We start from the raw sequence: 24,698 nt of genomic DNA on the forward strand, positions 1-24,698 counted from the left end.
GCCATGATTGATTCGCCCCGCGTATGTGTCCATGTACAAAGCGTCTATGTTGAATCACAGTCCTCACCGGACGAAGAACGTTTTGTTTTCGCTTACACCGTGACCATTCGCAATCTGGGGCGGATGCCCGTGCAGCTGCGCGGGCGCTACTGGCTTATCACTAACGGCAATGGCCGCGAAATTGAAGTTCAGGGCGAAGGTGTGGTTGGTGAACAGCCCCACATCGCCCCTGGCGAAGAGTACCAGTACACCAGCGGCGCGGTGATTGAAACGCCGATGGGTACTATGCAAGGCCATTATGAAATGGTCGACGTCGATGGCAATGATTTCCGCGTTGCCATTCCTGTGTTCCGTCTCGCCGTAACCACACTCATTCATTAATCTAATGTCTACATATCTGATTGGCGACGTTCACGGTTGCTACGATGAACTGATCGCATTATTAAAACAGGTCGACTTTACGCCAGGACAGGACACGCTCTGGCTGACTGGCGATTTAGTTGCGCGTGGCCCCGGCTCCCTTGAAGTATTACGTTTCGTCAAATCGCTGGGCGACAGCGTCCGCATGGTGCTGGGCAATCACGATCTGCATCTGCTGGCGGTTTTCGCCGGGATCAGCCGCAACAAACCTAAAGATCGCCTCACCCCACTGCTGGATGCGCCGGACGCAGACGATCTGATTAACTGGCTGCGCCGTCAGCCCCTGCTGCAGATCGACGAAGAGAAAAAGCTGGTCATGGCGCATGCCGGGATCACGCCACAATGGGATCTTGAGACGGCGAAAACCTGCGCGCGTGACGTTGAGGCGGTGCTGGCGAGCGACTCGTATCCTTTCTTCCTCGATGCCATGTACGGCGATATGCCGAACCACTGGAGCGAGGATCTCAGCGGTCTGGCCCGTCTGCGCTTTATCACCAACGCGTTCACCCGCATGCGTTTCTGCTTCCCGAACGGACAGCTGGACATGTATTCCAAAGAGACGCCGGAAAGCGCACCTGCTCCGCTGAAACCGTGGTTTGCCATTCCGGGACCGGTGACCAGCGAGTACAGCGTGGTATTTGGCCACTGGGCTGCGCTGGAAGGAAAAGGAACACCGGAAGGGATTTACGGTCTGGATACCGGATGCTGCTGGGGCGGAGAGTTAACCTGCTTACGCTGGGAAGATAAAGCTTACTTTGTGCAGCCGTCCAACCGACAGCTGGACTTAGGGGAAAGTGAGGCCGTTGCCTCCTGATACGTTATTCCCTCTCCCGGCCGGGAGAGGGAAAATCACTTAACGACGTTCCAGAATCTCGAAGCAGTAGCTGTGGGAGTTCTGTGCATCCGCGTCGTGGAATTCGCTGAATACCGATTCCCACTCGTCCGGATCGTAGTCCGGGAAATGGGTATCCCCTTCCACTTCTGCATCAATGTGGGTCAGATACAGCTTCTGCGCTTTTGGCAGGAACTGCTCGTACACGCGCCCACCGCCAATCACCATGATCTCTTCGGCATTGCCGCATGCAGCAATCGCCTCGTCTACTGATTTTACCCATTCGACGCGATCGTCAGTGCCCGGCTGGCTGCTGATAACGATATTCTTACGGCCCGGCAATGGACGACCAATCGACTCCCAGGTCAGGCGGCCCATCACTACCGGCTTGTTTAACGTAGTACGTTTAAACCATGCGAGATCGGCAGGCAGGTTCCACGGCATGGCATTTTCCATACCGATAACGCGGTCCACCGCCAGCGCTGCAATCAGACTGATCATTGAAAATTTCCCGGATGCAAAAAATTGCCGCCACTATACGGAAAGCTTAATCTTTCGTCGACTGGCGGCAGGGTAAAGATAAAGAAATTTTTTAATATTGCTGGCAACTCCACTTCACGCGGAAGGTTTACTCTCGGGCTCGTCAGCCGGATCGCCGGTATGCTTGCCCTCTTCCGTGCCCTGCCAGCCATGGCGCTGGATCAGCGACAGGTGGTTACGGTCCTCGTTAATGATTTCCGTCAGCATCGCGCTGGTGCGTTTGAACACCGCCGCGCGCTCGGTGGCCGTACTGCCGGCCATCGCCGCCATCTCTTCAACCATCTCGGTATTAAAGCGGCGGAACAGGTCTGCACGCTCACGCGCTTCATACGCGCCGAGCCCCAGGTTTTCCAGCGCCACTCGACCAGACTTCAGCGCACCTTCGAAGGTTTCACGTTCAGGCGCCTCTACGCCCGCCTGCCGCAGCCGGATGTAGTGATCCACATCGCGCGCGCGGGAAATAATGGTCAGCGCCGGGAAATGCTCTTTTACCAGCTCCACCATCTGCATGCTGGTTTCCGGATCGTCAATCGCGTTAATCAACACCTCGGCTTTTGCCGCCCCGGCGGATTCCAGCAGATCGACGCGGGTTGCATCCCCGTAAAACACCTTCATATCAAATTTACGCAGGGTATCGACATGGTCGGGATCGTGATCGAGGATGACCATTTTCACTCCGCTCGACAGCAGTAAACGACCCACGATCTGCCCGTAGCGGCCAAATCCGGCGATGATGACGCGCGGCTGCTCCTCGTCGATCTCGTCGGCCTCGCGCTCCTGCCCGCTGCCCGACTTTTCCAGGCGCGTCAGCACCACCAGCAGCACCGGCGTCGCCGCCATCGACAGTGCCACCGCCAGCGTCAGCGCCTTCGCCCACTCGGGATCGAGCACGTTTGCCATCTGCGCGGCGCCAAAGACCACGAACGCAAATTCACTCCCCTGCCCCAGCAGCACGGCGAACCAGCGGCGCTGCCTGCCCGGCACGTTCAGTGGGCGAGCAATCAGCCACAGCATCACCATTTTAATGACCAGGAAGCCGACGAGCAGGATGACGATCCGCAGCGGGTGCGTCACCAGCGTGCCGAAGTCGACGGACATCCCGACGCCGATGAAAAACAGCCCCAGCAGCAGTCCTTTGAACGGCTCGATATCGCTTTCCAGCGCGTGACGGTATTCAGAGCTCGCCAGCAGAACGCCTGCGAGGAACGCCCCCATCGCCATCGACAGCCCGGCCTCCTCCAGCAGCAGACCGAAGCCAAACACCAGGAACAGCGCCACGGCGCTGAACACTTCGCGCAGGCCAGAGCGGGCGACAAACCGCAGCAGCGGGCGGGTCAGATAGCGGCCAAGCAGCACCACCAGCGCCAGCGCGCCCGCCACCTTCAGCGCCGACAGCGCGAAAGCGCCCAGCGTGGTAGAGGAACCGCTGGCCGCCAGCAGCGGGATCATCGCCACCAGCGGGATAGCGGCAATGTCCTGGAACAGCAGCACTGAGAACGCGCTGCGTCCCATCTGGGATACCGTCAGATTTCGCTCGTTCATCGCCTGCATGGCAATGGCCGTGGAGGAGAGCGCCAGCGTCATGCCGATGAGCTCTGCCACTTTCCAGTCCATACCCAACAGGATGCAGAACCCACCCAGCAGCAGGCCGCAGGCCACCATCTGCAGCGCGCCGCCGCCAAATACCGAGGCGCGAAGCTTCCACAGCCGCTGCGGGTCGAGCTCCAGGCCAATCACAAACAGCATCAGCACCACGCCAATTTCAGCGAAATGGAGAATCGCCTCGGCATCCGTGACCAGCCGAAAGCCCCACGGCCCAATGACGCAGCCCGCAATCAGGTAGCCGAGCACCGAGCCCAGCCCCAGGCGTACCGCCACGGGTACAATCAACGCCGCCGCGCCGAGGTAAATTAGCGCCTGTATCAGCGTATGGCTATCCATGGTGCGTCTCCTGCCACTCAAGTAAGCGTTGTTTATAATGGCGAGCCTGCGCCTGCAGCGTTTCATCGTCGCAAACAAACGTGCAGTGCATCGCAAACGGCGGGAGCCAGTTCAGACCGCAATAGAGCGCGGTCGCCTGCAGCGGCTGCGCCAGAACGTCAAAACCCGGGAAGGAACCGATATCAAAATGGCTTTCACCGCCGCCGGTGGTGACCGCCCACATCAGGCTTTTTCCTTTTAGCGCATTGCCGTTGTGGCCATACGCCCAGCCGTGGGAGAAGACTTTATCAATCCACAGCTTCAGAAGCGGGGGCGTGCTGTACCACTGCATCGGATGCTGCCAGATAATCAGATCGGCACGGGAAAGCGCCTCCTGTTCGGCGGCGATATCGATATTAAAATCGGGATAAAGTTGATAGAGGGAACGTATCTCTACGTTATCAAGCGTCCTTACCTGCTCAAGCATCCGCTTATTCGCATGCGAGTGCTGCGGATAAGGATGGGCATAAATTATCAGAATCATTGATTAGCCTGTTGTTACTGCTTTCTTTTAACAAAAGAGTGTAGTCAGTAATTCAACAGGCTAATAGTGAATATTATTGACGGGCTTACGTCAGAATTCTGAATTAGTTATCCAGCTCGCCCATGGATTTCACCTGGTCACGGTTGATCTGCTCGGTTTGACCGGTTTCGGCGTTTTTATACGACACCAGACCGGTATCGTCATCCACCTGCGGTTTGCCGTCGGTGACAATGGTTTTGCCATCGGTGGTTTTTACGGCCTGATTAGACGAACAGCCAGCAACGGTAAACATTGTCGTGGCAGCCAGAACGGAAGCGATCAGTAATTTATTTTGCATGGTGTTTTCCCCTGCTCTCAGTTGAATTTCGTTATCGACCTAACCATTTTAGGCTAACTGACTGAAAGCGGATGAAAAACCAGAAGGTTCTGAAGATGGGAGAATGCCCGGCAACCGAACGGCACCGGGCATTTTTACTTACTTGCTAATCTGCGCGTGCATTTCCTGAACCGAAATCACCTTCTCGGTGGCATCCGCGTTCAGCGCCATGGCCGTCGCGAAACCGCCGTTCAGGGTGGTGTCGTAGTGCACTTTGTACTGCAGCGCGCTGCGGCGAATCAGCTTGGAGTCTTCAATCGCCTGGCGGCCTGCGGTGGTGTTGATGATGTAGGTGTATTCGCCATTCTTGATACGGTCCTGAATGTGCGGACGACCTTCATGCACCTTGTTCACCAGACGCGGGTTGATGCCGGCTTCGCCCAGCACAATCGCGGTACCGTGGGTTGCGTCCAGCTCGAAGCCCTGTTTCAGCAGCTTGGCGGCCAGGTCAACCACGCGCTCTTTGTCGCCTTCGCGAACGGAGAGCAGCGCACGGCCTGATTTTCTCATGGTGGAGCTACTGCCCAGCTGCGCCTTCGCGAACGCTTCTGCGAAGGTGCGGCCCACGCCCATCACTTCCCCGGTAGAGCGCATTTCTGGCCCTAACAGCGGGTCAACGCCTGGGAATTTGTTGAACGGCAGCACCACTTCTTTCACCGAGTAGTACGGTGGAATGATCTCTTTAGTCACGCCCTGCTGCGCCAGCGTCTGGCCCGCCATCACGCGCGCCGCCACTTTCGCCAGCGGAACACCGGTGGCTTTGGAGACGAACGGTACGGTACGTGCCGCGCGAGGGTTAACTTCAATCAGGTAGACTTCGTTGTCTTTCACTGCGAACTGGACGTTCATCAGACCGCGAACCTGCAGTTCAAAGGCCAGCTTCTGCACCTGCTGGCGCATCACGTCCTGAATCTCCTGGCTCAGGGTGTACGCTGGCAGAGAACAGGCGGAGTCGCCGGAGTGTACGCCCGCCTGCTCGATGTGCTCCATGATGCCGCCAATCAGCACCATTTCGCCGTCGCAGATGGCGTCAACGTCCACTTCCACCGCGTCGTCGAGGAAACGGTCGAGCAGCACTGGCGCATCGTTCGACACGCTTACCGCGGTCTGGAAGTAGCGGCGCAGGTCGGCTTCGTCATACACGATTTCCATCGCGCGGCCACCCAGCACGTAGGAAGGACGCACCACCAGCGGGTAGCCAATCTCTTTCGCCTTCTCAACGGCCATTTCGATGGCGGTGACGGTGGCGTTCGCCGGCTGTTTCAGCTTCAGACGGTCAACCGCCTGCTGGAAACGCTCGCGGTCTTCCGCACGGTCAATCGCGTCCGGACTGGTGCCGATAACCGGCACGCCTGCTGCTTCCAGCGCGCGCGCCAGCTTCAGCGGGGTCTGGCCGCCGTACTGCACGATAACGCCTTTTGGCTTCTCGATGCGCACGATTTCCAGCACGTCTTCCAGCGTAACCGGCTCGAAGTAGAGGCGGTCAGAGGTGTCGTAGTCGGTCGATACGGTTTCCGGGTTACAGTTGACCATGATGGTCTCGTAACCGTCTTCACGCAGCGCCAGAGAGGCGTGCACGCAGCAGTAGTCGAACTCGATGCCCTGGCCGATACGGTTTGGACCGCCGCCCAGCACCATAATCTTGTCGCGATCGACGGACGGGTTCGCTTCGCACTCGTCTTCATAGGTGGAGTACATGTAGGCGGTGTCGGTCGAGAATTCAGCCGCACAGGTGTCCACGCGCTTGTAGACAGGGTGCAGGTCGTACTGGTCGCGCAGCTTGCGGATTTCCGCTTCACGCACGCCCGCCAGCTTAGCCAGACGCGCATCGGCGAAGCCTTTACGCTTCAGCACGCGCAGGAAGTCAGCGTCCAGGCCGGTGATGCCCAGCTCCGCCACCTGCTCTTCCAGACGCACCAGCTCTTCAATCTGCACCAGGAACCAGCGGTCGATGTTGGTCAGGTTGAACACGCCGTCGACGGACAGGCCCGCACGGAAGGCATCGGCGATATACCAGATACGCTCTGCGCCCGCGTCTTTCAGCTCGCGGCGGATTTTGGTCAGCGCTTCCGGGTCGTCCAAGCTCACTTTCGGGTCGAAGCCGGTCGCGCCCACTTCGAGGCCGCGCAGCGCTTTCTGCAGAGATTCCTGCTGCGTGCGGCCAATCGCCATCACTTCACCGACAGATTTCATCTGGGTGGTCAGACGGTCGTTCGCGCCTGCGAATTTCTCGAAGTTGAAGCGAGGAATTTTGGTGACAACGTAGTCGATGGACGGCTCGAAGGACGCAGGGGTGCGGCCACCGGTGATGTCGTTCATCAGCTCGTCGAGGGTATAACCCACCGCCAGCTTCGCCGCCACTTTCGCAATCGGGAAGCCGGTCGCTTTAGAGGCCAGCGCGGAGGAACGGGACACGCGCGGGTTCATTTCGATAACAATCAGACGGCCGGTTTTCGGGTTAACGGAGAACTGCACGTTAGAACCGCCGGTTTCCACGCCGATTTCACGCAGTACCGCCATCGAGGCGTTACGCATGATTTGATACTCTTTGTCGGTCAGGGTCTGGGCTGGCGCAACGGTGATGGAGTCGCCGGTGTGGATACCCATCGCATCGAAGTTTTCGATGGAGCAGACGATGATGCAGTTGTCGTTTTTATCACGCACCACTTCCATCTCGTACTCTTTCCAGCCAATCAGCGATTCATCAATCAGCAGCTCTTTGGTTGGAGAGAGATCCAGACCGCGTTCGCAAATCTCTTCGAACTCTTCGCGGTTGTAGGCGATGCCGCCGCCGGTGCCGCCCATGGTGAACGATGGACGGATGATGCACGGATAGCCCACGTCAGCCGCGACGGCCAGCGCTTCTTCCATGTTGTGTGCGATACCGGAACGCGCGGTGTCGAGGCCGATTTTCTTCATCGCCACGTCGAAGCGGCGACGGTCTTCTGCTTTATCAATCGCGTCGGCGGTCGCACCAATCATGGTGACGCCGAACTCTTCCAGCACGCCCTGACGCTCCAGCTCCAGCGCACAGTTCAGCGCCGTCTGGCCGCCCATGGTTGGCAGCACCGCGTCCGGACGCTCTTTCTCGATGATTTTACGCACCACTTCCCAGTGAATCGGCTCGATGTAGGTTGCATCAGCCATTTCCGGGTCGGTCATGATGGTTGCCGGGTTAGAGTTTACCAGGATTACGCGGTAACCCTCTTCACGCAGGGCTTTACACGCCTGCGCGCCGGAGTAGTCGAATTCGCAGGCCTGGCCGATCACGATCGGGCCAGCGCCAAGGATCAGGATGCTTTTTATGTCTGTACGTTTTGGCATTGTCTTCTCGGCTCCTGATTATTTAGCGGTCTTACGGTATTGCTCGATAAGTTCGATGAAGTGATCGAACAGCGGCGCGGCGTCGTGTGGGCCCGGGCTGGCTTCCGGGTGACCCTGGAAGCTGAATGCTGGCTTATCGGTGCGATGAATCCCCTGCAGGGTGCCATCGAACAGCGACTTATGGGTCACGCGCAGGTTAGCGGGCATCGAGGCTTCATCGACGGCAAAGCCGTGGTTCTGCGCGGTGATCATCACCGTGTTGTTGTCGATATCTTTCACCGGATGGTTACCACCGTGGTGGCCGAACTTCATCTTAACGGTGTTCGCACCGCTCGCCAGCGCCAGCAGCTGATGGCCGAGACAGATGCCGAATACCGGGATGTCGGTTTCCAGGAAGGACTTGATGGCGGCGATGGCGTAATCGCACGGCGCCGGGTCGCCAGGACCGTTGGACAGGAAAATACCGTCCGGATTCATCTTCAGCACGTCTTCGGCAGACGTTTGTGCCGGAACCACCGTCAGGCGGCAGCCGCGGTCAACCAGCATGCGCAGGATGTTGCGCTTGGCGCCGAAATCGTAGGCCACCACGTGGAACGGCAGCTCGCTCTCTTTTTTCGCTTCCGGCAGGTCGCCTTCCAGCGTCCAGCTACCCTGAGTCCAGCTGTAGGCTTCAGCGGTCGTTACTTCTTTCGCCAGGTCCATGCCGTTCAGGCCAGGGAAGGCTTTCGCTTTTTCCAGCGCCAGCGTCGCATCGAGGTTATCACCCGCGATGATGCAGCCGTTCTGTGCACCCTTCTCGCGCAGCAGACGCGTTAACTTACGGGTATCGATATCGGCAATCGCCACGATGTTATGGCGCTTCAGGTAAGAAGAGAGGTCTTCGGTATTGCGGAAGTTGCTGGCAATCAGCGGCAGGTCGCGGATGACCAGGCCTTGCGCATGTACCTGAGAAGATTCTTCGTCAGCCGCATTGGTGCCGACATTGCCGATATGAGGATAAGTAAGAGTAACGATTTGGCGAGAATAGGAAGGATCAGTGAGGATTTCTTGATAACCGGTCATTGAAGTATTGAAAACGACTTCCCCAACCGCCGAACCCGTTGCCCCTATGGCCCGACCGATAAACTGGGTTCCGTCTTCCAGAACCAATAGCGCTGACTTAATCAAAACACCCTCCAGAGAATATTCACTCACTTTATTTGCATATTAATTCATAGCATGTCATGGATCAATGCAAATGTGTTGCCAGCGGATTTTTGGCAAACGGCGGCATTCTGGGGATTTGGTGGGTAAAAGTCAACTTAAAACGGATATTTTGTTTACTCTTTTGCAGGCCTGGCGATTGGAATGCGGCTTAAGCGACAAAAAGATCAGGTAAATCACCGCGGAAAACGCTTGCGCGCCTGGTTTAATGAAAAGTGAGCTAGCGCAGCACCATAAAGTGGACCAAATGGTCAAAATTTACATTTCAGTAACGTCAAAACGCCACAAGAGATAGATATTTAGAGACTTAAACAAAAATACGGTATGAAATAGATAAAATAAAAGGGCAATAAAATATTGCCCTATGCAATCAAACAATTACGACTGCAATAACCACATCACGATGGGTAATAATGCTTACAAATTGTTGAGATCGAGCACATCTCGCATATCAAAAAGGCCATCTTTCTTGTTTTTAAGCCACAAAGCGGAACGGACCGCACCGTTGGCGAACGTCATTCGGCTGGAGGCTTTATGCGTAATTTCGACGCGCTCACCAATATCGGCGAACATCGCTGTGTGTTCGCCGACGATGTCACCCGCTCGCACGGTTGCGAAGCCAATGGTACCCGGCACGCGTTCGCCGGTGTAACCTTCGCGGGTATAGACCGCGCAGTCTTTTAAATCTTTATCAAGTGCATGAGCAATCGCTTCGCCCATCGCCAGCGCCGTACCTGATGGCGCATCAACTTTGTAACGGTGGTGAGCTTCTACGATCTCGATATCGGTATAGTTGCCCATCACCTTCGCGGCCTTCTCCAGCAGCTTCAGCATGACGTTAACGCCCACGCTGAAGTTTGCGGCGAAGACAATCGCAATGTCTTTTGATGCATCCTGGATAGCCTGCTTGCCCGCATCGTCAAAACCGGTGGTGCCAATCACCATCCCCTTGCCGTGCTGACGACAAAACGCCAGATGGGCGAGCGTCCCTTCCGGGCGGGTAAAATCGATGAAGACATCGAAGTCCTCTTTTACCGCCTCCAGGCTGCTTTGCACGGTAACGCCCGTGTGGCCTGCGCCCGCCAGCTCACCGGCATCGGTCCCCAGAAGCGAAGAACCTTCACGCTCCAGTGCCGCGCCAAGCGCGACGCCATCCATCTGAAGTGCCGCCTGAATAAGCTGACGGCCCATACGTCCACCCGCGCCCGCAATGGCGACACGGATCTGTGCATCATGCATAGTTATTCTCTTACGTTAAAATGATGTAAACCGTTTTCAGATTAACCAGCCTTGAGAAGCACTGCCAACTGAAAACACCGATAATTAGAATTTAACGTGAAACCGACTTAAATATCAGTAAAAGACATGATTTTGTCGTCACGATAAAGTAACGGGTAAAAAAAAAGGCCAGCACAGGAGGTGCTGGCCTTTCATCAGAAAAAGGTCTATTCGACTTCGCGGGCGTCGATGCGCAGTTCTTTCGGGACTTCGAAAACGATGTTCTCTTCACGTCCTTCCAGCGGCAATGCTTCGCCACCGCCCAGTTCCTGCAGACGGGAAATGACGTTCTGTACCAGAATATCTGGCGCAGACGCCCCGGCCGTCACGCCGACACAGCCCGCGTGTTTAACCCACGCTTCCTGAATATCCGACGCATCATCAATCAGGAAAGCCGCTTTCCCCATACGCTGCGCCAGTTCGGCCAGACGGTTGGAGTTAGACGAGTTTTTGGAGCCGACCACCAGTACCACATCCGCCTGTTCAGCCAGCGCGCGCACCGCTTCCTGACGGTTAGTGGTCGCGTAGCAGATATCATCCTTACGCGGACCGACGATTTTCGGGAAGCGCTGACGCAGCGCGTCAATCACGTCTGAGGTATCGTCTACGGAGAGCGTCGTCTGGGTCATAAACGACAGACGGGATTCATTTTTCACGTTCAGCGTAAAGACATCTTCAGGCGACTCAACCAGATACATCCCCCCTTCCGGGTTGCTGTACTGGCCCATGGTGCCTTCGACTTCCGGATGACCGGCATGGCCAATCAGAATCGACTCTTCACCACGGCGGCTGGCGCGCGCCACTTCCATATGCACTTTTGTCACCAGCGGACAGGTGGCATCGAATACGGTCAGATCGCGGCTTTTCGCCTCGTTGCGTACCGCCTGCGAGACGCCGTGCGCGGAGAAGATCAGGATCGCACCGTCCGGCACTTCGCTGATCTGCTCAATAAAGATGGCGCCGCGCTCGCGCAGGCTGTCGACCACGTAGCGGTTGTGCACCACTTCGTGACGCACATAAATCGGCGCGCCGTAAATCTCCAGCGCGTTTTCAACAATGCTGATAGCGCGGTCTACACCGGCGCAGAAGCCGCGCGGGTTAGCCAACAGGATCTGCATTTCAGGCCTCCAGTGCAGGATCAATTTCCAGCACTTCAACATCAAAATGAACGGTACGCCCGGCAAGCGGATGGTTGAAGTCAACGGTAATAGAGTCGCCGTTGATTTCGCGGATCACGCCAGGCATTTCGCTGCCGTCCATAGCGGTAAAGAGCATAATCGCTCCGATCTCCGGTTCACCCGCGTCCATAAACTCGCGGCGCGAGAAATACTGGATCAGGTCCGGACTCGGCACGCCAAACGCGGCATCCGGCTCCAGCGAAAAGGCTTTTTTCTCACCCTCTTTCAGGCCCAGAAGCTGCTGCTCAAGACCTTCAGACAGGGAGGTATCGCCAAGACGAAACAGGGCCGGTTTGCCGTTGTTGCGGGTGGATTCGGCCGTGGAGCCGTCATCCAGCTTCAGCGTGAAGTGAACGAGAACCGCGCTGTTGCTCTGTACGGATTTAGACATGCAAATTGCTCGCTTGTTTTGGGTCACCTGTTGCCCGGTGGCGCTGCGCTTACCGGGCCTACGGGAGGCCACAAATTCTGTAGGCCGGGATCGCTACGCGTCACCCGGCTGGTTTTGTTACGCCTGCTCTTTCGCTGCCGGTTTAGGCAAGAAGCCTTCCAGCACGATTAACGCCGCGCCGATGCAAATTGCGCTATCGGCGAGGTTAAAGGTCGCGAAGTGCCAGTCACCGACGTAGAAGTCGATCATATCGACCACAAAGCCGTGCCACAGGCGATCAAACAGGTTGCCCAGCGCGCCGCCAATGATCAGCGCGTAGGCAATGTTATTCAGCTTTTGCGTGGCCTTCGAGCGGTACATCAGCACCGCAAGGATCACGCAGATACCGAGAGCGATACCCGCAAAGAACCAGCGCTGCCAGCCACCGCTGTCGGCAAGGAAACTAAACGCTGCGCCGTAGTTACGCGCGTAGTGCAGGTTAAGCGACGGGAACAGCGGAACCGTCTCCCCCAGAGCAAAATTCTGGAGGATCAGGAACTTGCTGCCCAGATCGATAATCAGCACCACCACTACCAGCCACAGCCAGCGCAGTCCTGTTGAACAGAGAGTTTTACTCATCAGGCAAACTTACGTTTTTCGCCGTCACCGGCGACGTTGCTTACACAGCGTCCGCAGATGTCTGCGTGTTCCGCCACCTGGCCAACATCGGTGGTGTAATGCCAGCAACGCGGGCATTTCTCACCGTCGGCTTTGCTCAGCGCGACTTTCAGTCCTTTGAGCAGTTCGCTCTGCTGAGCATCAGCAGAAGCATCGGCATAATCCGCAACTTTCGCACCGGAGGTCAACAGGACAAATCGTAATTCATCGCCCAGCGCCGTCAGCTTCGCCGCCAGCTCCGGTTCGGCATACAGCGTAACTGCCGCTTCCAGAGAGCCGCCGACTTTCTTGTCCGCACGCGCCTGCTCGATAACCTTATTCACTTCGCCACGCACTTTCAGCAGCTCGTCCCAGAAGGCATCGTTCATTGCTTCGGTGCTGGAGAGATCGAACAGGCCTTCGTACCACTCGCCCGTGAACACATACTTCTCACGGTCGCCCGGCAGGTAGCCCCAGATTTCGTCCGCGGTGAAGGACATGATCGGCGCCATCCAGCGCACCAGCGCTTCTGCGATGTGGAACAGCGCGGTCTGGCAGCTACGACGCGCCACACTGTCCGCTTTCGCGGTGTACTGGCGGTCTTTGATGATGTCGAGGTAGAACGAGCCCATCTCGATGGAGCAGAAGCGCATCAGGCGCTGCACCACTTCGTGGAAGTCGTAAGACTCATAGGCTTTCAGGATATCTTCCTGCGCTGCTTTCGCGCAGCCTACCGCCCAGCGATCCAGCACCACCATCTCTTCCGGTTTCACCATGTCTTTTGCCGGATCGAACCCGTTCAGGTTCGCCAGCAGGAAGCGCGCGGTGTTACGGATACGACGATAGCTGTCGGCGGCACGCTTCAGGATCTCGTCAGACACCGCCATTTCGCCGGTGTAATCGGTAGAGGCTACCCACAGACGCAGAATGTCTGCGCCCAGCTTGTTCATCACATCCTGCGGAGAAACGGTGTTACCGATAGATTTGGACATCTTACGGCCCTGACCATCCACGGTGAAGCCGTGAGTCAGTACCTGACGGTAAGGCGCTTTACCCTTCATGGCGGTGGAGATCATCAGAGATGACATGAACCAGCCGCGGTGTTGGTCAGACCCTTCCAGATACATATCGGCAGCGTGACCGGCAAATTCCGGACGCACGTCAACCACGGAGGAGTGGGTAGACCCGGAGTCGAACCACACGTCCAGGGTATCCGGTACTTTCTCGTAGTTGTCTGCGTCAGCGCCCAGGATGTCGCGGGAGTCGAGATCCCACCACGCCTGAATGCCGTCAACTTCGACGCGCTTCGCCACTTCTTCCATCAGTTCCAGAGTGTTCGGGTGCAGCTCCTGCGTCTCTTTATGTACGAACAGAGACATCGGCACGCCCCAGGTACGCTGACGGGAGATACACCAGTCAGGACGGTTAGCCACCATGGATTCGATACGCGCCTGGCCCCAGTCAGGGATCCACTGCACGCCTTTGATCTCTTTCAGAGACTGCTCGCGCAGGCCTTTCTGATCCATGCTGACGAACCACTGCGGGGTCGCACGGAAGATGATCGGGGTCTTGTGACGCCAGCAGCACGGATAGCTGTGCTGCATTTTTTCAACGTGCAGCAGCGCGCCGCTGGTGCGCAGCATGTCGACGATGATGTCGTTCGCTTTGAAGACGTTGATACCGTCCAGCGCCGGGTAGGTGCCAGGCAGGTAAGATCCGTCCGGGCCAACCGGGTTAGCGATTTCCAGACCGTACTTCAGGCTGATGTTGTAGTCGTCAGGACCGTGGCCACCGGCGGTATGCACCGCACCGGTACCCGCTTCCAGCGTCACGTGGTCGCCCAGGATCGCCGGAACGTCGAAGTCCAGGAACGGGTGTTTGAAGCGCATCAGCTCCAGCGCGTCGCCTTTCACGGTGCCCAGCACGGTGTAGTCGCTGATATGCGCGCGCTTCAGCACGCTCTCAACCAGATCTTTCGCCAGGATAACCGCCTGACCGTCAATCTGCACCAGCGCGTATTCGAACTCACCGGACAGGGAGATCGCACGGTTTGCTGGCAGGGTCCACGGGGTGGTGGTCCAGATCACCAGAGAGATCGGGCCGTTTACCGAGGAGACGCCAAATTTAGCCTTCACCGCATCCTGATCGACGGCATGGAACGCCACGTCGATAGACGGAGAGGTTTTGTCGTAATACTCAACTTCCGCTTCTGCCAGCGCAGAGCGGCAGTCCACGCACCAGTGCACCGGCTTAGCGCCTTTGTGCAGGTGGCCGTTACCGATGATTTTACCCAGCGCACGGATGATGTTGGCTTCAGTTTTGAAGTCCATGGTCAGGTACGGGTGCGACCAGTCGCCCAGCACGCCCAGACGGATGAAGTCAGCGCGCTGACCGTCAACCTGCGTGGCTGCGTATTCGCGGCACTTCGCACGGAACTCGGCGGCGGTGAACTTCTCACCCGGTTTGCCAAACTCTTGCTCCACTTTCAGCTCGATTGGCAGACCGTGGCAGTCCCAGCCAGGAACGTAAGGCGAGTCATATCCCGTGAGGCCTTTGGACTTCACGATAATGTCTTTCAGAATCTTGTTAACCGAGTGACCAATATGAATGCTGCCATTCGCATATGGAGGGCCATCATGCAGAATGAAGGTTTTTTTGCCTTTTTTGGCTGCACGAATGATGCCGTACAGGTCATCATCGGTCCAACGCGCCAGCATTCCCGGTTCGCGCTTGGCGAGATCGCCGCGCATCGGGAACCCTGTTTCCGGCAAATTCAGGGTTGATTTATAGTCACTCATCAGATTCTCGGTTCCGTATTTATCACGTAGGCAGTTAAGCCGGGTTCAAAGCCCAAAAAACTCGCGGGCCGTCAATTCATCTCGCGCAATTTGCGCTTTTAGTTCATCCAGCGAACCAAATCGCTGCTCGTTGCGTATTTTTTTACGCAGTATCACATCTATATGGCGACCATAGAGGTCCATTACAACGTCCAGCAGGTGCACTTCTAACTGTTGACGCACACCGGCGACGGTCGGACGCGTGCCAATGTTGGCGACGCCGTAGAACGGCTTATCGCCCAGTCCTGCCACTTCCACCGCATACACCCCTTTAACCGGGGAAACCTGACGACGCAGCGGTATATTCGCCGTCGGGAAGCCTATCGTGCGCCCCAGCGCATCGCCATGGACCACGCGCCCAGAGATGGTGAACGGATGCCCCAGCAGGGTTTCTGCCGTGTCCAGGTCATCATTAGCCAGCGCCTGACGCACCGCCGTGCTGCTGACGCGCACGCCGCCTTCGCAGAAGGTCATCGCGCTGGTGACGTCAAATCCATACTCCAGACCAGCCTTCTGTAATAGCAAGAAATCGCCCTGACGACCAGCGCCAAAGCGGAAATCATCGCCCACGGCGAGAAACTGTACGCCAAGACGCTTAACCAGCAGGTCGCTGACGAAATTTTGTGCTGTCAGCGCGGCAAAGCGACGATCGAAACGTAAACACAATACGTAGTCCACGCCGGACTCCGCCAGATAGCGCAATTTCTCGCGCAGGCGAGTGAGTCGGGCGGGAGATTTATCGCCCGCGAACAGCTCCAGCGGCTGCGGCTCGAAAATCATCACTACAACGGGCAGGCCGCGGGCCTCCCCTTCTTTACGCAATCCCTGCAACAGCGCCTGATGACCACGATGCACGCCGTCGAAATTACCAATAGTCAGCACGCACCCGTGTGGCGCGCTGCTGAGATTATGTATGCCGCGTATCAGCTTCATGTCTGGCTCAAAACAGTGAAAATCGCCAAAGTATACCTTGTACAGCGGTTAAGGTTAACCGGCGATTGTTCGCGCAAAACAGAAAGCCGTAATGATTTCATCAGGCTGACCTTTCGCAGCGAAAAAATCTGCTCCTGAACTGCGATTTTTATGCCGAAAGGCTGTATTCAGGGAAGACAAGCTGGTAGAATCCTGCGCCATCACTACGTAACGTAGCGTCGCTAATTAACGGCGCTTATTTGCACAAATCCATTGACAAAAGAAGGCAAAGAGGGCATATTCCTCGGCCTTTGAATTGTCCACATAGAACATATTTGGGAGTTGGACTTGGCTAATATCAAATCAGCTAAGAAACGTGCCGTTCAGTCTGAAAAGGCTCGTAAGCACAACGCAAGCCGTCGCTCTATGATGCGTACTTTCATCAAGAAAGTATACGCAGCAATCGAAGCAGGCGACAAAGCTGCAGCGCAGAACGCATTTAACGAAATGCAACCAATCGTGGATCGTCAGGCTGCTAAAGGTCTGATCCACAAAAACAAAGCAGCGCGTCATAAAGCAAACCTGACCGCGCAGATCAACAAACTGGCTTAATCGCTACTTGTTGTTGCTTGTTTAAAGAACCCGCTTAACGCGGGTTTTTTTATGCCTTCAGATTGCCGGTGGCGTAAACAGCGCCGAGTAGTCACGATTGCAGATTCGCTGCACCGCCGGGTGCTGAATCATTCTTTCGGCAAATATGGCGTGATACTCCTCCATCACGTTATCCACTCTGCCTATCTCCGTAATCTTGTCGTCTGAATAGAGATCGTGCGCGTACAGCGTCGGCGCAACGAAGATCGCATTATGCGCTTCGCCAAAGGCTTTCATCAGCGCCGCATCGTCGAACTCACCGAGGATTTCTACCTTCAGCCCCTGCGAGTTAAACCAGTTCAGCAGCTTGCGTCCGAGCATGGAACGTCTTCCCGGCACCAGCAGACGGCGCTCTTCAAGGCACGCGGGGAACGGTTTCTCCGGCGGCGGGTTAATGCACCAGAAGCTCACGCCGCATTCGCCAATCTTCACCGAGAACAGCCCTTCCTGCTGGGTGGAGTCAATCGGGCAGTCCGAGATAATCATGTCCAGCTTGTGCTGGCTCAGCTGTTCCAGCAGCATCTCGTGGGTGGATTCAAAGCAGCGCAGGTGGATTTGCTCGTCTTCGACTACCGCCGCATCCAGCACGCCGCTCACCAGCCGCTTGGACAGCGCATCCGCCACGCCCACGTCAAAGAGCAGGTTCGACTCTTTGCGATAGTTGACGATATCCAGCATCTCCTGGCTCAGGGTAAACATTTTGTCCGCATAGCGGAACACCAGTTCACCCAGTTCGCTGGGTTCAATCCCACGCCCTTTACGCTTGAACAGCTTGCCCTGCAGGCGCTCTTCCAGGGCCTTGATTTGCCCGGTGATGGTTTGCGGCGTCAGGTAGAGCGCCTCTGCCGCCCCCACCACCGAGCCCTGTTTGTAAACGTGCCAGAAGTAGTACAGATGGTTGTAATTTAAATGAGACATCGCGTCTTCTCTCCCTGAGTGTGTATCGGGAGGAGGATCGCCTCCTCCCGGTGTTCCGTTATGCCTGGACGGCCTGTCCGGACAACTTCACCTTCAACAAGGTATAACCGATTACCGCGGCCAGTAATGACCCGATGAGAATGCCGAGTTTAGCCCAGACGATAAGCTCAGGCGCATGCGCACCAAACGCCAGCGTCGAGATAAAGATCGACATCGTAAACCCGATTCCACACAGCACGCCGACGGCCATAATTTGACCAAAGGTTGTACCGTGCGGCAATGACGCCAGCTTCAGCTTCGTCGCCAGCCAGCAGAAGAGGCTAATACCCAGCGGCTTACCGATAAATAGCCCGGCAATGATGCCCAGCGGCAGCACGGACGTCAGCCCGTCCAGCGTCACGCCGCCGAGGGAAACGCCCGCGTTGGCAAACGCAAACAGCGGCAGGATCATAAAGGCAACCCAAGGGTGCAGCACATGCTCCAGCTGTTTGGCAGGCGACTTGCCGTCCTGCGGTTTAAGCGGCACGAAGAAGCCCACAATCACGCCTGCCAGCGTGGCGTGCACGCCGGATTTCAGCACCGCCGTCCACAGCACCATCCCCACCAGGATATAGATACCGATGCGGCGAACATTGAAGATGTTCAGCAGCGCCAGCACCGCAATCGCCCCGGCGGCGACGCTCAGGGACAGGATCGACAGATCGCTGGTGTAGAACAGCGCGATAATCACAATGGCACCCAGGTCATCGATGATCGCCAGCGCCATCAGGAAGATTTTCAGGGCCACCGGCACGCGGCTACCGAGCAAGGCTAAGACACCGAGCGCAAAGGCGATATCCGTCGCGGCCGGGATCGCCCAGCCGTCACGCGCAACAGGATCCTGCCAGGTGAACGCCAGGAAGAGCAACGCCGGAACGACCATTCCGCCGATGGCTGCGATCACAGGAAACGCCGCACGCTGGCGGCTGGCAAGCGAGCCCAGAACCAGCTCACGCTTAACCTCAAGACCCACCAGCAGGAAGAATACCGCCATTAGCGCATCGTTGATCCACAGCAGCATGTTCTTGTTAATTTCCAGCGCCCCGACCTTCAGCTCAACGGGCGTTTCCAGAAATGCATGGTAGAGATCCTGCGTGATGCCAAGGTTAGCCAGCACCATCGCGGCCGCTGCGGCAATAATCAGTATCACGCCACCGGACGCCTCACTGCTAAAGAAACGGTGTAGTAATTTCATTTAAGTTCTCTCTTTTACAACAATACCTCGATAAAACCATAATACCAAGCCAAATAGCTCGGCAAAAACAGATTAATGTTGAGTATAGACTCAGTTTAACCGAGCTATACGCGCAAATAAAAAAGCCCGGAATCGCTTCCGGGCTTTTAGAAGATGAAAACCAGCTAACGAATTAGCGGGTCAAATCATCGAAGAATTTTTTGACGCCATCGAAGAAGCTTTTAGAACGCGGGCTGTTTTTCTCACCCGTCGGACCGCCAAAGCTCTCCTGCAGTTCTTTCAGCAGCTGTTTCTGCTTGTCGTTCAGGCCAACCGGCGTTTCCACGACGACGCGGCACAGCAGGTCGCCCTGGGCGCCACCGCGAACGGATTTAACGCCTTTCCCGCGCATGCGGAACAGCTTGCCGGTCTGGGTTTCGCCCGGTACTTTCAGGTTCACGCGACCGTCCAGCGTAGGCACTTCGATTTCACCACCGAGTGCCGCCATCGCGAAGTTGATCGGCACTTCGCAGTACAGGTTATTACCTTCACGCTCGAAAATAGCGTGCTGTTTCACCTGCACCTGAACGTACAGATCGCCCGCCGGTGCGCCGTGCTCCCCTGCTTCGCCCTCACCTGCCAGACGGATGCGGTCGCCCGTATCGACGCCAGCCGGGATCTTAACGGACAGTGTTTTGGTTTTCTCAACGCGACCGTGCCCGTGGCATTTGGTGCATGGATCTTTAATCAGCGTGCCGCGACCGTGACAGTGAGGACAGGCCTGCTGTACCGCGAAGAAGCCCTGGCGCATCTGTACCTGACCAGAGCCGTGACAGGTTGGACAGGTCTGAGGCTGTGTGCCCGCTTTCGCGCCGCTGCCGTGGCAAACGTCACACTCTTCCAGCGTCGGAATACGGATCTCTTTGGTGACACCGCGAACGGCCTCTTCCAGCGTCAGCTCCATGTTGTAGCGCAGGTCCGCGCCGCGCGCCGCGCGCTGACGACCACGGCCGCCGCCGAAGATGTCGCCGAATACATCGCCAAAGATATCGCTGAAGTCAGCTCCGCCGCCAAAGCCGCCTCCGCCGAATCCACCGCCGCCCATGCCGCCCTGTTCAAAGGCTGCGTGACCGTACTGGTCATAGGCCGCACGTTTTTGTGCATCGGTCAGGACTTCGTAGGCTTCTTTGATCTCTTTAAATTTGGCTTCAGCCTCTTTGTCACCCTGGTTACGGTCCGGGTGGAATTTCATGGCCAGGCGCTTGTACGCCTTTTTGATTTCACGCTCTTCCGCAGTTTTCGGAACGCCTAAAATCTCGTAATAGTCTTGCTTTGCCATTGGTTTTTTTAAGCCCCTTAACATGCGAGCACGGGCGTGGAGAGTTCTCCTACGCCCGTGCCGATTAATTACCCTGCATCAGGGCGATTATTTTTTATCTTTAACTTCTTCGAACTCAGCGTCGACAACGTCGTCGTCTTTCGCATTGTTCGCCGAAGCGTCAGCGCCCGCCTGCTGTTGAGCGTGCTGCTGCTGAGCGATTTCCATCAGCTTCTGAGAAGCCTGCGCCAGTTCCTGCATCTTCGCTTCGATGTCCGCTTTGTCTTCACCTTTCAGTGAGGATTCCAGCGCACTCAGTGCAGCTTCGATAGCAGTCTTGTCTTCCGCTGGCAGCTTATCGCCTGCTTCTTCAACCTGCTTACGGGTGCTGTGCAGCAGATGGTCACCCTGGTTGCGAGTCTGAACCAGCTCTTCGAACTTACGGTCGGATTCCGCGTTAGCTTCGGCATCGCGAACCATTTTTTCGATTTCCGCTTCGTTCAGGCCAGAAGATGCCTTGATGGTGATCTTCTGCTCTTTACCGCTGTTTTTGTCTTTCGCAGACACGTGCAGGATACCGTCAGCGTCGATGTCGAAGGTGACTTCGATCTGCGGCATGCCGCGCGGCGCCGGGTTAATACCGTCCAGGTTGAACTGACCCAGAGATTTGTTATCCGCCGCACGCTTACGCTCGCCCTGAATCACATGGATGGTTACCGCAGACTGGTTGTCTTCAGCGGTAGAGAACACCTGGCTGTGTTTCGTTGGGATGGTGGTGTTTTTGTTGATGAGCGCAGTCATCACACCGCCCATGGTTTCGATACCCAGAGACAGCGGGGTAACGTCCAGCAGCAGTACGTCTTTAACTTCACCGGTCAGTACGCCACCCTGAACCGCAGCACCGATTGCGACCGCTTCGTCCGGGTTAACGTCTTTACGTGGCTCTTTACCAAAGAACTCAGCCACTTTCTTCTGAACCATTGGCATACGGGTCTGACCACCCACCAGGATAACGTCCTGGATATCGGATACGGACAGGCCAGCGTCCTGCAGAGCAACTTTCAGCGGCTCGATAGAACGGTTTACCAGGTCTTCTACCAGGCTTTCCAGTTTCGCACGGGTCACTTTGATGTTCATGTGTTTAGGACCGGTCGCGTCTGCGGTGATGTACGGCAGGTTCACGTCGGTCTGCTGAGCGGAAGACAGCTCGATCTTCGCTTTCTCAGCGGCTTCTTTCAGGCGCTGCATCGCCAGCGGGTCATTACGCAGGTCAATGCCCTGATCTTTCTTAAACTCGTCAACGAGGTAGTTGATCAGACGGGTATCGAAGTCTTCACCACCCAGGTGGGTATCACCGTTGGTTGCCAGAACTTCGAAGGTTTTTTCGCCGTCAACTTCGTCGATTTCGATAATAGAGATATCGAAGGTCCCACCACCCAGGTCGTAAACCGCGATAGTACGGTTGCCAACTTCTTTATCCAGACCGTAAGCCAGTGCAGCAGCAGTTGGTTCGTTGATGATACGTTTTACTTCCAGACCTGCGATACGGCCAGCATCTTTGGTTGCCTGACGCTGAGCATCGTTGAAGTAGGCAGGTACGGTGATAACAGCTTCAGTTACCGGCTCACCCAGGTAATCTTCAGCGGTTTTCTTCATTTTCTTCAGCACTTCAGCAGAAATCTGCGGTGGTGCAGTTTTAGCGCCTTTCACATCAAGCCACGCATCGCCGTTATCTGCCGCGATGATTTTGTAAGGCATGATGGAAACGTCACGCTGAACTTCTTCGTCCTGGAAGCGGCGACCGATCAGGCGTTTAATCGCAAACAGGGTGTTTTGCGGGTTTGTCACTGCCTGACGTTTAGCCGGCTGACCAACCAGAGTTTCACCATCCTGGGTATAAGCAATGATAGAAGGCGTGGTGCGATCGCCCTCGGCGTTCTCCAGCACGCGTGCAGTAGTGCCATCCATAATCGCTACACAAGAGTTGGTAGTACCCAGGTCGATACCAATAATTTTACCCATCTAAACGTCTCCACTAAAAATTCAGTCAACATGTGGTTGTGTACCTGTAATAAGGGCAGAACGTGCTTTTTCAACTGCCCAGATTTGATTTTTTTCAGGTCCACACACTGCGGTTGACTACAAGATGGGGTCGCGACGGCATCCATCAAGGGGCAAGCATAAAAAAAATTTTAATTTCACCCTGATGAGATCATAGACGCCATCGATTGCGCCCATTATGATGCCGCGCCCAGTCAGGGAGAACTGACGCGGGTTTAACCATTTCACCATATTAATGATGATTTTTTTGAGGACTTATGGGCAACACTAAGTTGGCTAATCCGGCTCCGCTGGGCCTGATGGGTTTTGGCATGACCACTATCCTGCTGAACCTGCACAATATCGGGATGTTCCCGATGGATGGCATCATCCTGGCGATGGGCATTTTTTACGGCGGTATCGCGCAAATCTTCGCGGGCCTGCTGGAATATAAGAAAGGCAATACCTTCGGCTTAACCGCCTTTACCTCTTACGGTTCTTTCTGGCTGACCCTGGTTGCCATTCTGCTGCTGCCTAAAATGGGCATGGCGGACGCGGCAAACGCCCACTTCCTGGGCGTCTACCTGGGCCTGTGGGGCGTCTTCACCCTGTTCATGTTCTTCGGTACCCTGAAAGGTAACCGCATGCTGCAGTTCGTTTTCCTGAGCCTGACCGTACTGTTCGCCCTGCTGGCGATTGGTCACCTGGTGGATAACGAAGGCATCGTTCATGTTGCAGGCTGGATTGGTCTGGTTTGCGGCGCAAGCGCTATCTACCTCGCAATGGGTGAAGTGCTGAACGAGCAGTTTGACCGCACCATTCTACCGATTGGTGAAAAACACTGATCCCTCTGTCGTGCCCGCCTCGCGGGCACGACATCCCCCCGCCTGACGAAGCCAAAATCCTAATACCAGCCCCATCAGCGAGAGCGCGAGTACATACCAGGCTGGCGCCATCGGCGACACGCCCATCAGTACGGTAACCGCAATAGGCGTCAGCCCGCCGAAAATGGCATATGAGACGTTGTAAGAGAACGAGATCCCGGTGAAACGAACTTCCGGCGGGAAAGCGCGTACCATGACGTAAGGCACAGCACCCACTACGCCCACGCACAGCCCTACCACGCCGTACAGCAGGAACAGCTGTTCAGGATGGCTGCCCGCCAGATGGTAAAACGCCCAGCTTGACGCGGCCAGTAGCAGGCTGCCGACGATAAAGGTCACGCTGGCACCGAAACGATCTGCTGCCAGCCCGGCGGCCAGACAGCCAAAGCAGAGCATAATTGTCGCGATACTGTTCGCCTGAAGCGTCACGGCAGGGGCGAAGCCGTACTGCTTTTGCAGCCACACCGGGGACATCAATATCACCACCACAATGCCCGCCGAAAGCAGCCAGGTGAGCAGCATCGACACCACCACCGCTTTTTTATGGCGAACCACGACCGCCTTCACCGGCAGCTCCTGCGCCAGCGCTTTGCGCTGCTGCATCTCGAGGAAAATTGGCGTCTCCTGCAGCCAGCGGCGCAGGTACATCGCGACCAGACCAAACGCCCCACCCAGCAGGAACGGAATACGCCAGCCCCAGTCGTGCACGGCCTGTTGCGTCATGCTGGTATTCACAATCGTTGCGACCACCGAGCCGAGCAGGATTCCGACGGTCAGCCCCGCCGTTAAGGTTCCGCAGGCGATACCAATGCGGCGGGCCGGAACATGCTCTGCGACAAACACCCACGCGCCCGGCACTTCACCGCCAATCGCCGCGCCCTGAAGTACGCGCATCAGCAACAGCAGCAACGGAGCAAGGATGCCCATCGAGGTATAGGTGGGCAGCAGACCAATGGCCAGCGTCGGCACGGCCATCAGCAGGATGCTGAGGGTAAACATCTTCTTGCGCCCGACCAGATCGCCAAAGTGGGCCATGATAATGCCGCCCAGCGGACGCGCCAGATACCCGGCGGCAAAAATGCCGAAGGTTTGCACCTGACGCAGCCATTCCGGGATATCCGCCGGGAAGAAGAGTTCTCCCACCACGGCGGCGAAGAAGACGAAGATGATAAAGTCGTAAAACTCCAGCGCGCCGCCTAGGGCCGCGAGCGTGAGGGTTTTGTAGTCCTGTCGATTCAGAGGTCGGGTGTTATGTGACATAGCGAACCATTATGCGTGTGTTG

General features: G+C 56.4%; 21 protein-coding genes and 1 pseudogene. 4 read left to right on the forward strand and 18 right to left on the reverse strand.

Features of this window, described 5'->3' with window-relative positions; genetic code table 11:
- Window positions 1-3 precede the first annotated feature (3 nt).
- Complete coding sequence (apaG, locus tag P346_RS07920) at window positions 4-381, forward strand: Co2+/Mg2+ efflux protein ApaG (RefSeq protein WP_023310361.1); 378 nt, start codon at window positions 4-6, stop codon at window positions 379-381.
- A 4-nt stretch (window positions 382-385) separates the two neighbouring features.
- Complete coding sequence (gene apaH / locus P346_RS07915) at window positions 386-1,234, forward strand: bis(5'-nucleosyl)-tetraphosphatase (symmetrical) ApaH (RefSeq protein ID WP_023310360.1); 849 nt, start codon at window positions 386-388, stop codon at window positions 1,232-1,234.
- A 39-nt stretch (window positions 1,235-1,273) separates the two neighbouring features.
- On the opposite strand, the gene folA is transcribed toward apaH, so the two are convergent.
- From folA to P346_RS23595, 13 genes and pseudogenes are all read right to left on the reverse strand, one after another.
- Complete coding sequence (gene folA, locus P346_RS07910; protein ID WP_008502023.1) at window positions 1,274-1,753, reverse strand: type 3 dihydrofolate reductase; 480 nt, start codon at window positions 1,751-1,753, stop codon at window positions 1,274-1,276.
- A gap of 114 nt (window positions 1,754-1,867) precedes the next feature.
- Window positions 1,868-3,733: a glutathione-regulated potassium-efflux system protein KefC gene (kefC, locus tag P346_RS07905; RefSeq protein ID WP_032660741.1), complete on the reverse strand. Its 1,866-nt coding sequence runs from the start codon at window positions 3,731-3,733 to the stop codon at window positions 1,868-1,870.
- Window positions 3,726-4,256, reverse strand: a complete 531-nt coding sequence (gene kefF, locus P346_RS07900; RefSeq protein ID WP_023310358.1) for a glutathione-regulated potassium-efflux system oxidoreductase KefF — start codon at window positions 4,254-4,256, stop codon at window positions 3,726-3,728. Before kefF ends, kefC begins: the two co-directional genes overlap by 8 nt.
- A gap of 103 nt (window positions 4,257-4,359) precedes the next feature.
- Complete coding sequence (locus P346_RS07895) at window positions 4,360-4,593, reverse strand: YgdI/YgdR family lipoprotein (protein WP_023310357.1); 234 nt, start codon at window positions 4,591-4,593, stop codon at window positions 4,360-4,362.
- A 138-nt stretch (window positions 4,594-4,731) separates the two neighbouring features.
- The gene (gene carB / locus P346_RS07890; protein ID WP_023310356.1) at window positions 4,732-7,956 is read right to left on the reverse strand and encodes a carbamoyl-phosphate synthase large subunit; all 3,225 of its coding nucleotides are present in this window, start codon (window positions 7,954-7,956) and stop codon (window positions 4,732-4,734) included.
- A gap of 18 nt (window positions 7,957-7,974) precedes the next feature.
- Complete coding sequence (carA, locus tag P346_RS07885) at window positions 7,975-9,123, reverse strand: glutamine-hydrolyzing carbamoyl-phosphate synthase small subunit (protein ID WP_010427050.1); 1,149 nt, start codon at window positions 9,121-9,123, stop codon at window positions 7,975-7,977.
- 453 nt (window positions 9,124-9,576) lie between these two features.
- Window positions 9,577-10,398, reverse strand: a complete 822-nt coding sequence (gene dapB, locus P346_RS07880; RefSeq protein WP_032660744.1) for a 4-hydroxy-tetrahydrodipicolinate reductase — start codon at window positions 10,396-10,398, stop codon at window positions 9,577-9,579.
- 206 nt (window positions 10,399-10,604) lie between these two features.
- Window positions 10,605-11,555, reverse strand: coding sequence for a 4-hydroxy-3-methylbut-2-enyl diphosphate reductase (gene ispH / locus P346_RS07875; RefSeq protein WP_032660746.1), 951 nt, complete (start codon window positions 11,553-11,555; stop codon window positions 10,605-10,607).
- Window position 11,556: 1 nt separating this feature from the next.
- Window positions 11,557-12,006, reverse strand: coding sequence for an FKBP-type peptidyl-prolyl cis-trans isomerase (fkpB, locus tag P346_RS07870; RefSeq protein WP_003856450.1), 450 nt, complete (start codon window positions 12,004-12,006; stop codon window positions 11,557-11,559).
- Window positions 12,007-12,123: 117 nt separating this feature from the next.
- Window positions 12,124-12,624 (reverse strand): signal peptidase II, encoded by a 501-nt coding sequence (gene lspA / locus P346_RS07865; protein ID WP_008502034.1) that lies wholly within the window; start codon window positions 12,622-12,624, stop codon window positions 12,124-12,126.
- Complete coding sequence (ileS, locus tag P346_RS07860; protein WP_032660749.1) at window positions 12,624-15,440, reverse strand: isoleucine--tRNA ligase; 2,817 nt, start codon at window positions 15,438-15,440, stop codon at window positions 12,624-12,626. Before ileS ends, lspA begins: the two co-directional genes overlap by 1 nt.
- Before the next feature lie 45 nt (window positions 15,441-15,485).
- A complete protein-coding gene (ribF, locus tag P346_RS07855; protein ID WP_023310350.1) occupies window positions 15,486-16,412 on the reverse strand; it encodes a bifunctional riboflavin kinase/FAD synthetase in 927 nt (308 codons plus the stop codon).
- Between the two features lie 7 nt (window positions 16,413-16,419).
- Window positions 16,420-16,638 (reverse strand): annotated as a pseudogene (locus P346_RS23595) (DUF2575 domain-containing protein).
- Window positions 16,639-16,739: 101 nt separating this feature from the next.
- Here P346_RS23595 and rpsT point away from each other — a divergent pair.
- Window positions 16,740-17,003: a 30S ribosomal protein S20 gene (gene rpsT, locus P346_RS07850; protein WP_003856458.1), complete on the forward strand. Its 264-nt coding sequence runs from the start codon at window positions 16,740-16,742 to the stop codon at window positions 17,001-17,003.
- 57 nt (window positions 17,004-17,060) lie between these two features.
- Here rpsT and nhaR read toward each other — a convergent pair whose 3' ends face one another.
- The 4 genes from nhaR to dnaK all read right to left on the reverse strand — a co-directional run bounded on the left by nhaR (window position 17,061) and on the right by dnaK (window position 22,513).
- Window positions 17,061-17,960: a transcriptional activator NhaR gene (nhaR, locus tag P346_RS07845; protein ID WP_032660752.1), complete on the reverse strand. Its 900-nt coding sequence runs from the start codon at window positions 17,958-17,960 to the stop codon at window positions 17,061-17,063.
- Window positions 17,961-18,018: 58 nt separating this feature from the next.
- A complete protein-coding gene (gene nhaA / locus P346_RS07840) occupies window positions 18,019-19,194 on the reverse strand; it encodes a Na+/H+ antiporter NhaA (RefSeq protein ID WP_023310348.1) in 1,176 nt (391 codons plus the stop codon).
- 172 nt (window positions 19,195-19,366) lie between these two features.
- The gene (gene dnaJ, locus P346_RS07835; RefSeq protein ID WP_023310347.1) at window positions 19,367-20,512 is read right to left on the reverse strand and encodes a molecular chaperone DnaJ; all 1,146 of its coding nucleotides are present in this window, start codon (window positions 20,510-20,512) and stop codon (window positions 19,367-19,369) included.
- 87 nt (window positions 20,513-20,599) lie between these two features.
- Window positions 20,600-22,513, reverse strand: a complete 1,914-nt coding sequence (dnaK, locus tag P346_RS07830; protein WP_024907421.1) for a molecular chaperone DnaK — start codon at window positions 22,511-22,513, stop codon at window positions 20,600-20,602.
- Between the two features lie 296 nt (window positions 22,514-22,809).
- Here dnaK and satP point away from each other — a divergent pair, with 296 nt between their 5' ends.
- Window positions 22,810-23,376: an acetate uptake transporter gene (satP, locus tag P346_RS07825; protein ID WP_023334461.1), complete on the forward strand. Its 567-nt coding sequence runs from the start codon at window positions 22,810-22,812 to the stop codon at window positions 23,374-23,376.
- Here the strand turns inward: satP and P346_RS07820 are convergent.
- On the reverse strand, window positions 23,353-24,675 hold the full coding sequence (locus tag P346_RS07820; RefSeq protein ID WP_032660755.1) for an MFS transporter: 1,323 nt from the start codon (window positions 24,673-24,675) through the stop codon (window positions 23,353-23,355). The genes satP and P346_RS07820 overlap by 24 nt on opposite strands.
- Window positions 24,676-24,698: the final 23 nt, after the last annotated feature.

Source organism: Enterobacter sp. DC1 (genome assembly GCF_000568075.1).
Classification (GTDB): domain Bacteria; phylum Pseudomonadota; class Gammaproteobacteria; order Enterobacterales; family Enterobacteriaceae; genus Enterobacter; species Enterobacter asburiae.